Genomic DNA, 11,409 nt, shown 5'->3' on the forward strand with positions numbered 1-11,409 from the left:
CTTAAAAACTCATTTATATGCTAAATAAAAGCATCAAATTTTTAATAGAAAACAAACTAGTAGCCGTTCTACTACTTGCACTTTTTATTGCTTGGGGAGTCGTAAACGCCCCGTTTGAATGGAATACAGGCTCACTTCCTCGAGACCCTGTTGCCGTAGATGCCATACCAGATATTGGCGAAAACCAACAAATTGTATTCACGAAATGGGATGGACGTTCGCCACAAGATATTGAAGACCAAATAACCTATCCGCTTACCACTTCACTTCTTGGTATTCCTGGGGTAAAGACCATACGGAGTTCTTCGATGTTCGGTTTTTCCAGTATTTATATCATTTTTGAAGAAGACATAGAATTTTATTGGAGTCGAAGCCGTATTCTCGAAAAATTAAATTCGTTGCCCGCTGGATTATTACCCGACGGAGTGAATCCCGCACTGGGTCCGGATGCTACAGGTCTAGGGCAAATTTATTGGTACACATTAGAGGGTCGTGATGAAAATGGAAATGTAACAGGCGGTTGGGACTTACAAGAATTAAGAAGTATCCAGGACTTTTATGTGAAATATGCACTGTCCTCAGCAAGCGGTGTTTCAGAAGTAGCCTCTATTGGTGGTTACGTTTTAGAATACCAAGTGGATGTCAACCCAGAGTTGATGAAGCAGTATAAAATTGGCTTAAATGAGGTTGTTAAAGCAGTTAAACAAAGTAATCAAGATGTAGGCGCCCAGACCTTAGAAATCAATCAGGCTGAATATCTAATCCGTGGTTTAGGGTATGTTAAGTCTATTTCAGACCTGGAGAATGCAGTAGTTACTTCAGAAGATTTTACCTCTATACGCTTAAAGGATATTGCCAACGTCTCTCACGGCCCTGCGACAAGAAGAGGGCTTTTAGATAAAGAAGGTGCTGAAGTTGTAGGTGGTGTTGTAGTAGCCCGCTACGGCGCTAACCCTATGGCGGTTATTAATAATGTTAAGGAGAAAATAAATGAACTAAGTTCAGGCTTACCTTCTAAAACTCTGAGCGATGGAAGGACATCGCAGTTGACCATTGTTCCTTTTTATGATAGAACCGAACTCATACAGGAAACATTAGGAACACTTGATGAAGCATTGACTCTAGAAATTTTGATAACCATTTTCGTAATTATCATTATGGTATTCAACCTTAGAGCATCTGTATTGATTTCAGGACTATTACCTGTGGCGGTATTGATGGTTTTTATATCAATGAAGTTGTTTAATGTAGATGCCAATATTGTCGCCTTATCTGGTATTGCCATCGCCATTGGTACAATGGTAGATGTGGGAGTTATTCTATCTGAAAATGTACTGCGTCATATAGATGAAAATGACCAGAACCTACCAATGAATACAGTTGTATATAATGCCACAGCCGAGGTCTCTGGCGCTATTCTAACTGCTGTTATGACCACAATAATAAGTTTTATTCCTGTATTCACTATGATAGGAGCTGAAGGTAAGTTATTTAGACCTTTGGCCTTCACAAAAACAGCGGCACTCACAGCATCTCTTATAGTGGCATTATTTCTTATACCACCTTTTGCAGCCTATTTTTTCAGAAAGCGTAATGTAAAAATTTCTTTTAGATACATTCTCAATATTGCTTTAGTAATAATTGGTCTGTTAGCAGTAATTTTTGGACATACCCTTGGGCTTATACTGGTTGCATATGGTATCGTTGGTTTACTGTCTATTAAAGAAAAAATATCGGCAGATAGAGCTAATATCATCAACATATTTATTTCAGCCTTTGCCATTGTATTCTTGTTGGCGGAATATTGGAGACCATTGGGTGTAGATAGAAGCATTTTCTGGAACTTAATATTTGTAGGCCTGATATGCTTTGGCCTGTTGGGTATATTTACGCTATTTAGGAGCTATTATGTGCGCATATTAAATTGGGCGTTACGCAATAAACTCTTGTTTCTAGCCATACCCACTGCTATTGTCATCTTCGGTGTTATGATAATGCGGAATACGGGTAAGGAATTTATGCCATCACTTAATGAAGGTTCTTTCCTCTTAATGCCAACTTCTATGCCTCACGCTGGGGTTGAGGAGAACAAGCGTGTTTTACAACAATTGGATATGGCCGTTGCTAGCATCCCAGAGATTGAAACGGTGGTTGGTAAATCAGGACGCACAGAATCGGCTTTAGACCCAGCACCGTTGTCAATGTATGAAAATGTAATTCAGTACAAGTCTGAATACATTTTAAATGATAAAAGAGAAAGACAACGATTTAAAGTTAATGAAGATGGTCTCTTTATGTTAAAGGATGGTAGCTTGGTTACAAATCCAAATGTTGAATTGGAAGTAGACGAAGGCAAGTATGATGCCACCTTATTAAAAGACCCTTTTAACATTACTGATAGACAACTTATACCAGACGACGATGGTGAGTATTATAGAAACTGGCGACCAGAAATTGAATCGCCCGATGATATTTGGAAAGAGATTGTAAAGGTAACTAAACTTCCCGGAGTTACTTCAGCACCTAAATTACAACCTATTGAAACCCGATTGGTAATGCTTCAAACGGGTATGCGAGCACCAATGGGTATCAAAGTGAAAGGGCAAGATTTAAATGAGATAGAAGCCTTTGGAGTGCAATTGGAGGATATATTAAAACAAGCCGACGGTGTTAAGGATGAAGCCGTTTTTGCAGACCGAATAGTTGGTAAACCTTACCTTTTATTGGATATCGATAGAGACAAGCTTGCTCGTTATGGTATTTCCATACAGCAGGTACAGCAAGTGATACAAGTGTCTATAGGTGGTATGGTGCTTACACAAACTGTTGAAGGCAGGGAGCGATATGGAATACGCGTACGTTATCCAAGAGAGCTACGTGCAAATCCAAATGATTTAAAAGATATTTATGTTCCGGTAGAAAAGGGCAACCCAGTACCCATAAGTGAATTGGTTACCATTCGTTATGAGCAAGGACCACAAATCATAAAAAGTGAGGATACTTTTTTAGTAGGTTACGTGCTCTTTGATAAGTTGGATGGTTATGCCGAGGTAGATGTGGTAGAAAACGCCCAAGCACTCATACAAGAGAAGATTGATAATGGACAGCTTGTTGTGCCAAAAGGAATTAACTATCAATTTACAGGAACCTATGAGAACCAATTAAGGGCCGAAAAAACACTTGGTGTAGTTGTGCCACTCGCATTGCTAATTATATTTCTCATTCTTTATTTCCAGTTCCGTTCTGTTGCAACATCCCTTATGGTTTTTACAGGTATTGCCGTGGCTTTTGCAGGAGGCTTTCTAATGATTTGGTTTTATGGACAGGATTGGTTTTTGAACTTTAGCTTCTTTGGTGAAAACCTACGAGACCTGTTCCAAATGCACACTATAAACTTGAGTGTTGCCGTTTGGGTTGGGTTTATTGCATTGTTTGGTATTGCTACAGACGACGGAGTGGTAATGGCAACCTACCTCACACAGACCTTTGATAAAAACAAGCCTAAAGACAGAAAAGGAATAAGAGCGTCAGTAATTGAGGCTGGAGAAAAGCGTATCCGTCCTTGTTTGATGACGACGGCAACAACCATTCTTGCCTTGTTACCAGTACTCACTTCAACAGGTAGAGGAAGTGATATAATGATACCAATGGCTATTCCAAGTTTCGGAGGTATGTTAATTGCACTAATAACCTTATTTGTTGTACCGGTATTATTTAGTTTGAAACACGAACTTCAATTAAAAAAAGCTACAAAATGAGAAATATAATTCTATTGGGAATTGTCTTTTTCGCTTTCGCGAAGATTAATGCACAACAATTAGCCTCTTACATTCAGGAAGCTCAAGATAACAATCCCGAGATTCAAGCTTTTGAATTACGCTACAACATAGCCGAAGAAAAAGTTAATGAAGCTAATACCTTGCCAGATACACAAATTAGTGCTGGCTATTTTATAAGTGAACCCGAAACCCGTACAGGAGCGCAACGCGCACGTTTCTCTGTCAAGCAAATGTTACCTTGGTTTGGAACTATTTCGGCAAGGGAAAATTACGCAAGCTCAATAGCGGAAACTCAATATGTAGATATTGTCATTATGAAGCGCAAATTGGCACTTTCAGTTTCTCAATCCTATTATAAACTATATGCTATTAGAGCAAAACAATTGGTTCTTGAGAAAAATATCGACCTTTTAGAAACCTATGAACGTTTAGCATTAACATCGGTAGAAGTTGATAAGGCATCAGCTGTTGATGTACTTCGTCTTCAAATTAGGCAAAATGAACTTGTACAACAAAAAGAAGTATTAGAGCAAGATTACCTTGCTGAACAAGCCACCTTCAATAATCTATTAAATCGTGATGAGACTATTGCCGTAACCGTGGTTGAGGATATGTTTATTCCAGATGAGGACGCATTAATCTTAACGGAAAATCTTCAGTTAAATCCTGAACTCATTAAATATGATAAGCTTTATGAGTCCGTTGAGCAATCAGAGATGTTGAATCAAAAACAGAGCTCGCCCAATATAGGCTTTGGATTGGATTATGTACCAGTTTCTGAGCGTCCTGATATGAGTTTTACCGACAATGGAAAAGATATCGTAATGCCAATGGTGTCTATCTCAATTCCAATTTTTAACAATAAATATAAATCTGTAACAAAACAGAATCAGTTAAAGCAGTTGCAGATACAATCCCAAAAAGAAGATAAATTAAACAAACTTGAAACCCTATTAGCAGATGCGAAGTACAACCGAGAAAATGCGAGAATAAAATTCAATATTCAATCGGACAATCTCAAGCAAGCAAATGATGCCGAAGAAATCTTGATAAAGAATTATGAAACGGGCACTATTGATTTTAACGATGTACTGGATGTTCAAGAGTTGCAATTAAAATTTCAAATAAACCTTATAGAATCCATTAAAGGTTATTACATACAGTATGCTTTGATTAATTATTTGACACAATAAAAATGAAAACAATAAAAATCATAATACTATCGCTGTTTTCTTCAACAGTATTCGCCCAAGTAGGCACCAACGGACAGGATAGAAAAGAAGAAGGGAGACCGGTAAGGGAGTATAACCTTACCATTGAAGAAAATGAAATGACACTTGCTGGTGTAACCGCCAAAGGAATGACCATCAATGGTAGTATTCCAGGACCTGTTCTGGAATTTGACGAAGGAGAACTTGCCATCATCAACGTCACCAATAAAATGGATAAAGAAACCTCAGTGCATTGGCACGGGTTGATACTTCCAAATTTCTATGATGGTGTCCCTTATTTGAATACACCCCCAATCGAACCAGGAGAGACTTTTCAATACAGAATCCCTATCAACCAGTCAGGTACGTATTGGTATCATTCTCATACGATGCTACAAGAACAGAAAGGTGTTTATGGTTCAATCATTATTCACCCAAAAGAAAAAACATTAGAATATGACAAGGATTTGGTGGTACTACTCTCTGATTGGACAAACGAGAAACCATTGAACGTGCTACGAAACCTTAAAAGAGGTAACGAGTGGTATCAAGTTAAAAAAGGTACAGCAGTACCATTGAGTAGAGTCATTTCAGAAGGTGCTTTTGGTGCTCAACTGAAATTTTGGAGAGACCGTATGGGAGGGGCTGATATTAGCGATATCTACTATCCCGCCTTTCTAACCAATGGAAAATCATTGGCAGAATATCCAGAATTCAAACCAGGCGAAAAAGTACGACTTCGCTTTATCAATGCATCTGCCTCTACCTATTATTGGATGGACTTTGGTGGTGGCAACCCTATAGTGGTGTCAAGTGACGGTATCGATGTGGAACCCGTATCCAAAAGCCGATTTCTTTTTGGCATTGCCGAAACCTACGATGTTATCGTAACCATTCCCGATGGTACTTTAGAAGTTACCGCCACAACACAGGATGGCTCTGGAAGCACTTCCTTACGATTGGGTCAAGGAACGCTATATCCAGCAAAAAGAATGGAGAGACCAGACAAGGTCGCAATGATGAAGCAAATGGCCAAAATGGATATGAAAATGGGGGCACCTGCAATGACTGGCAACAAAAAGAAGAACACACCCGAATATTTGATGCAGAAGTACGGAATGAAGATGAATATGAAGGATGGGCAGATGCAAATGGGAATGCACGATAAGATGTCAATGAATAATGGTCAAATGGATGATAAAATGAAAATGGAAGACCAAAAACCTATGGATATGAATAAAAATCATATGCATATGGAGACAGATAAAAAGATGGACGCTATGGCAGGAATGAAAAAAGATACAATGTCAATGAAATCCACCCAACCGTCGCATAAGATGGATGGCCATATGGGTCACGATATGTCTATGATGCAGAAGGATACCGCATCCTTTGATTACAGCACACGTAAAACCTATTTTAACTATGATTTCTTAAAAGCGAAAGAAAACACCACCTACAAGGCTGATTTACCCGTAAATGATATTCTGTTAAACCTTACCGGAAATATGCAGCGTTATGTTTGGAGTATGAATGGCGTACCACTATCAGAGACCGATAACATTAAAATCAAGGGTGGCGAGGTGACCCGTATTACACTTAACAACCTAACAATGATGCATCACCCAATGCACCTTCACGGACATTTTTTCAGGGTAATTAATGAAAATGGTGAACGTTCACCATTGAAGCATACCGTTAATGTGCCGCCAATGCAAAAAGTGGTTATAGAGTTCTACAACGAAGAATATGGAGACTGGATTTTTCATTGTCACGTCCTATATCATATGATGGGTGGTATGGCAAGAGTGTTTAGTTATGATACCCCAAGAGATGTAAGGATGAAGGATTTTCCCGCTCAAAAACTGATTGACGAAACAGACCATTATTATTCTTGGGGATTGTTGCGTGCAGGCTCAAATTTTAACGAACTCTTTTTGATGTCAAGCAATATCCGAAATGGATTTGGTTTACGGGCAGAGTTCGATTATGACAGAAATCTTGAAGCCGAAGTGAACTATGATAGATACCTAAATGATTGGGTACGTCTCTATGTAGGTGTTAATACCGAAACAGAAATACCAAATTCCTTCGATGAGTTCAATACAGTGGGTCTTATTGGGGTAAAATACTTTACGCCTTACAGGTTCAATGTAGATGTGAGTATGGATAACCAGCTACGCCCAAGGGTACGTCTGGATAGAGAGTTATTGATTTTTCCAAGAATTTTTCTGGAAGGCGAATATGAATACAGAGCAGACTTTGGATGGGTCAATGATTTAGGAGATAGCTCTTTTGAAAGCGAAACACAATGGTTGGTAGGTCTTTCATACATCCTCTCTAGAAATTTTTCAATTCAAGGAAACTATAACAACCGATATGGTTGGGGTGGCGGTCTTTTAGCAAGATTTTAAATAAAGATTAACATATATCAATAATAATTAAATTAAAAACAAAATGAGCAAATTAAAATTAGTATTAGGGATAGTTGCAATAGCATTTGTAACCTTAACAGCAGTGTCTTGTAAAGACGCTAAAACAGACAAGAATAATTCAACAGAGCATCATTCAGAGATGAATGCAGATGGAGACCATTCAAAAATGAATCACGATAATAGCGATGGTCATCACGATGGTGATAAAAAGGAAATGACGATGAATGGCAACGGTACCTCACAGGCCGTATTAAATGATTATTTCAATCTTAAAGACGCTTTGGTAGCCGATGACAACGCAAAAGCGAAAAATTTAGGAGGTGTATTGGCTAAATCACTTAAAGCTTTTGACACTTCTAAATATTCAGGTAATGAGCAAAGTGAACTGAATGATATAATTGAAGACGCCACTGAACACGCAGAACATATTTCAGAAAGTGATATCGCGCACCAGAGAGAGCATTTTAAAGTATTGAGCAAGGATATAACAGATATGGTGGCGATTACAGGAACAGAAGTGAGGCTATACGAGCAGTTTTGCCCGATGTACGATGGTGGTACAGCTTGGTTGAGTACTAAGGAAGAAGTACGCAATCCATATTATGGAAGCAAGATGTTGAAATGCGGAAAGGTACAGCGAGAAATTAACTAAATGAAAATTGTAAAAATCATAGCAATAGTCTTATTAGTTGCGTTCCTCGGAATACAGTTTTTTCCCGTGGAGCGCAATCAAAGCGATAGTGTTCCTAAAACGGACTTTATGTTGGTAAATGATGTCCCAAGTGATATTCAGAACAAACTGCAAGTCTCTTGTTATGATTGCCACAGTAATAATACACAGTATCCTTGGTATAACAAGGTGCAACCTGTAGCTTGGTTTTTAGAAGGGCATATCAAAGAAGGAAAAGCAGAGTTGAACTTCAATGAATGGGATTCCCTTTCCAGTCGAAGAAAAGCAAGTAAGCTAAGGTCCATCATCAAACAGATTGAAAGCGGTGAAATGCCTATGGCTTCCTATACTTTAATTCACAAGGAGGCCACTTTTTCTGAAGAAGAAACCCAGAAGGTTGTGAAGTATATGGAAAATTTAAAAGACAGTTTATAATTAAAAAAAAAGATAAGATGAAAAATTTAAAAATCAGTGTAATAGTAATGTTACTGTTAACAGTTTCTTTTACCAATGCACAGGAAAAGGAAAAAATGAATCACGACCATAATCACAATAAAATGATGGATATGAAAGGTGATACAAAAGCAGAGGCAATTTTAAGTGATTATTTCAGCTTAAAAGATGCTTTGGTGGCAGATGATTCAGAAAAAGCAGTTGAGGCAAGCACTAAATTGGTGGCTTCACTGAAAGCGTTCGACGAGTCTAACTATACAGCTAAAGAGCAAAAAGAATTGGCTGACATTATTCAAGATGCCATTGAGCACGCAGAACATATTTCAAAAAGTGAAATAGCTCATCAAAGAGAGCATTTTAAAGTGTTGAGTAAGGATATTGCCGATATGGTAGCTATTACGGGTACAAAGAATAAGCTGTACCAACAGTTTTGCCCAATGTATGATAAGGGTAGTGCTTGGTTAAGCACTAAAGAAGAAGTTAGAAATCCATACTACGGGAGTCGAATGCTAAAATGTGGAAAAGTTCAAAAAACTATTCAATAGATAATCTATCTCAAGCAATCTACCTATCGTGATGGTTTATTAGTTAACAGAGGATAGAAGATACTAGGTTGTCAGGATAGTTAAAAAGTCCTGTCGTGGGAAGGAAAATGTTGATGGTTAGTGTTAATTCCTTCCCGTGTCAGGCACAAGATAATAGAAAAAGAAAGATTGATTTGGTTAATAGCAGCCTGTTAAGAAAGGAGAGGGATTAAATCCCCCTAGAATTATAGTATCCCTCTTCCTTTATCGGGCAAAATACAAACTTTTGAAAAGGAGAAATTCTTTTAGAAGTACTTGATTATGGGAGTGAAACCTGTTTTTTGATTGATGGATAGAGTTTAACTCTCATTTTCAAGTATTAATAGTTGGAATTTGCAGTGAGAATTAGAATTTAAAACGATGAAAGACTGTTGTAAAGACGGATGCCACCACAAAGCAGAAAAATCTGCTGTTAGAAGATGGTTTAATTACATACTGTATACAATACTGATTGTAATAATTGGTGGTGCGTTGGCACTTCAGCTATTTGATTAGAACACAATGAATATGGACGATATAACCAACATACCTAAAGACACGGGGTTTTACGAACAGCTCTTTAAAAAAGTATTGTTCACTGCTGGTGTAGTTACGCTTTTGTCCTTAAGTTATGTATTATGGGTTAATGAAAACCCCGACAGCTTGTTTCTACCAGTATTAGTAGTTGGGTTAGCCTTGGCCAAAACGATATTCATTGTTAGGCTCACTTTTATACAATTAAGTAAAATAATAGGCGAAAGCCATCAACTCACACACGTTCTTACATTGTTCGCCGTATTAATTGTCTTGATTATCGTTTCCTTTTCGGCAGATTATCTGGCGTTGTACGTATTGAATTCAGAAAATTTTAAGTCTGCAACATCACTTGAAGGTTCATTTTTTAAAGAGTTTTTTGAGTTTACATATTTCAGCCTAATCACTTTTTCATCTGTTGGTTTTGGAGATATAGTGCCATTAACAATTCCTGGTAAACTCTTGGTAATTATGGAGGTTTTCTTGAGCTTTTTGGTTTTGGTTTTTGGTATTGCCAACATTAATAGAATACACGTCAATAAATAATCACAAAAACTTTGAAAATGAAAACACTTAAACTAGCAACAACCTTAATACTACTTCTGTTTACCACTGGCCAAATCTTTAGCCAAAATGCAGGGAGTACAACAGATAAAGAAGCTGTTCTAAAAATAATGAAATCGTACAAAGATGCATTGCAAAATCTCACTACCAAAGGCACATTTGAGTTGTTTGCAAAAGATTCCGAGGTATATGAATCAGGCGGTATTGAGGGTACCTATGAGCATTACATAGAACACCATCTAGGTCAAGAACTGGGGCACTTTAAAAGTTTTACTTTTTCAGATTATAAAATCGATGTGAAAGTAGATGCACCCTACGCATTTACTACAGAAACCTATGTTTACACCATCGTATTAAATCCAGACGAAACAGGTAAGTCCCGAACTATTAAGAAAAAAGGAGTAGCAACCTCAATTCTAAAGAAAATAGATGGCCAATGGAAAATTATTAAAACACATTCTTCATCAAGAAACAAAAAGTAGTTGTTAATGGTAGGTAGAAAAACAGCACTAAAAATTAGAAAGGCACATAGATATTTAGGTCTTTTTATTGGGATTCAATTCCTAATGTGGACGATTAGTGGTCTGTATTTTAGTTGGACAGATATTGATGATATCCACGGAGACCAGTTTAAGAAAGAGAAACCTAAACAAACATCCTTCAATAACCTGTTAGGTACTGCTCAACTAAACTTAGAGAGACCAATTCAAAACTTAGAACTGTTGGAAATAGCTGGCGAACCTTATTATTGGATAAATGAAGAATACTTGTACAATGCGGTTTCAGGCATTAAAAAGAACGGGATTACTGAGCAAGAAGCAATTAAAGTGGCTGAGCGCTATATGTTGTCAGATTTAAAAATAGATAAAATACAAAGAATTGAATCAGTAAGCGACCACCACGAATACAGGGGAAGACCTCTGCCAGCTTATGAGATTTCATATAAAACTAATGAAAATCTTAAAGCTTATGTGGCCATTGAAAATGGAGCGTTTCAAACAGTTCGCCACCGAGATTGGCGTTGGTTCGATTTTTTATGGATGACACATACTATGGATTATCAAGGACGAGATAATTTTAACACCATTGTTTTAAGAGCATTTTCACTTTTGGGCTTAATTACTGTTTTGAGTGGATTTTTGCTCTGGTATACGTCATCACCGACCATTAGAAAAATTAGTAAAAAAAATAAAAAATAAA

The 11,409-nt window shown here is 37.5% G+C and carries 10 protein-coding genes; all 10 read left to right on the top strand.

Annotated features, from left to right (window positions below; translation table 11 throughout):
• Positions 1-17: 17 nt before the first annotated feature.
• The 10 genes from WA340_RS13590 to WA340_RS13635 all read left to right on the top strand — a co-directional run bounded on the left by WA340_RS13590 (position 18) and on the right by WA340_RS13635 (position 11,408).
• Positions 18-3,758, top strand: coding sequence for an efflux RND transporter permease subunit (locus WA340_RS13590; RefSeq protein ID WP_336129473.1), 3,741 nt, complete (start codon positions 18-20; stop codon positions 3,756-3,758).
• On the top strand, positions 3,755-4,972 hold the full coding sequence (locus WA340_RS13595) for a TolC family protein (protein ID WP_336129474.1): 1,218 nt from the start codon (positions 3,755-3,757) through the stop codon (positions 4,970-4,972). The genes WA340_RS13590 and WA340_RS13595 overlap by 4 nt, the downstream gene beginning before the upstream one ends.
• A gap of 2 nt (positions 4,973-4,974) precedes the next feature.
• Positions 4,975-7,404: a multicopper oxidase domain-containing protein gene (locus tag WA340_RS13600; protein ID WP_336129475.1), complete on the top strand. Its 2,430-nt coding sequence runs from the start codon at positions 4,975-4,977 to the stop codon at positions 7,402-7,404.
• A gap of 43 nt (positions 7,405-7,447) precedes the next feature.
• Positions 7,448-8,077 carry a DUF3347 domain-containing protein gene (locus tag WA340_RS13605; protein WP_336129476.1) on the top strand — a complete coding sequence of 210 codons (630 nt, stop codon included), beginning with the start codon at positions 7,448-7,450 and terminating at the stop codon, positions 8,075-8,077.
• Positions 8,078-8,530, top strand: a complete 453-nt coding sequence (locus WA340_RS13610) for a heme-binding domain-containing protein (RefSeq protein WP_041579013.1) — start codon at positions 8,078-8,080, stop codon at positions 8,528-8,530. It abuts the gene before it with no gap.
• 17 nt (positions 8,531-8,547) lie between these two features.
• Positions 8,548-9,093: a DUF3347 domain-containing protein gene (locus tag WA340_RS13615; protein ID WP_129759403.1), complete on the top strand. Its 546-nt coding sequence runs from the start codon at positions 8,548-8,550 to the stop codon at positions 9,091-9,093.
• A 399-nt stretch (positions 9,094-9,492) separates the two neighbouring features.
• On the top strand, positions 9,493-9,627 hold the full coding sequence (locus WA340_RS13620) for a hypothetical protein (RefSeq protein WP_286949762.1): 135 nt from the start codon (positions 9,493-9,495) through the stop codon (positions 9,625-9,627).
• A gap of 12 nt (positions 9,628-9,639) precedes the next feature.
• On the top strand, positions 9,640-10,191 hold the full coding sequence (locus tag WA340_RS13625) for a potassium channel family protein (RefSeq protein ID WP_286949760.1): 552 nt from the start codon (positions 9,640-9,642) through the stop codon (positions 10,189-10,191).
• A 128-nt stretch (positions 10,192-10,319) separates the two neighbouring features.
• Positions 10,320-10,691: a nuclear transport factor 2 family protein gene (locus tag WA340_RS13630; protein WP_336129477.1), complete on the top strand. Its 372-nt coding sequence runs from the start codon at positions 10,320-10,322 to the stop codon at positions 10,689-10,691.
• Between the two features lie 6 nt (positions 10,692-10,697).
• Positions 10,698-11,408 (top strand): PepSY domain-containing protein, encoded by a 711-nt coding sequence (locus WA340_RS13635; protein WP_336129478.1) that lies wholly within the window; start codon positions 10,698-10,700, stop codon positions 11,406-11,408.
• Position 11,409 lies beyond the last annotated feature (1 nt).

Source organism: Mesoflavibacter sp. CH_XMU1422-2 (assembly GCF_037029245.1).
Classification (GTDB): Bacteria; Bacteroidota; Bacteroidia; order Flavobacteriales; family Flavobacteriaceae; genus Mesoflavibacter; species Mesoflavibacter zeaxanthinifaciens.

Coding starts and splice junctions, on each gene's coding strand:
- WA340_RS13590 (WP_336129473.1), top strand. CDS start 18: ATGCTAAATAAAAGCATCAAATTTTTAATAGAAAACAAACTAGTAGCC.
- WA340_RS13595 (WP_336129474.1), top strand. CDS start 3,755: ATGAGAAATATAATTCTATTGGGAATTGTCTTTTTCGCTTTCGCGAAG.
- WA340_RS13600 (WP_336129475.1), top strand. CDS start 4,975: ATGAAAACAATAAAAATCATAATACTATCGCTGTTTTCTTCAACAGTA.
- WA340_RS13605 (WP_336129476.1), top strand. CDS start 7,448: ATGAGCAAATTAAAATTAGTATTAGGGATAGTTGCAATAGCATTTGTA.
- WA340_RS13610 (WP_041579013.1), top strand. CDS start 8,078: ATGAAAATTGTAAAAATCATAGCAATAGTCTTATTAGTTGCGTTCCTC.
- WA340_RS13615 (WP_129759403.1), top strand. CDS start 8,548: ATGAAAAATTTAAAAATCAGTGTAATAGTAATGTTACTGTTAACAGTT.
- WA340_RS13620 (WP_286949762.1), top strand. CDS start 9,493: ATGAAAGACTGTTGTAAAGACGGATGCCACCACAAAGCAGAAAAATCT.
- WA340_RS13625 (WP_286949760.1), top strand. CDS start 9,640: ATGGACGATATAACCAACATACCTAAAGACACGGGGTTTTACGAACAG.
- WA340_RS13630 (WP_336129477.1), top strand. CDS start 10,320: ATGAAATCGTACAAAGATGCATTGCAAAATCTCACTACCAAAGGCACA.
- WA340_RS13635 (WP_336129478.1), top strand. CDS start 10,698: ATGGTAGGTAGAAAAACAGCACTAAAAATTAGAAAGGCACATAGATAT.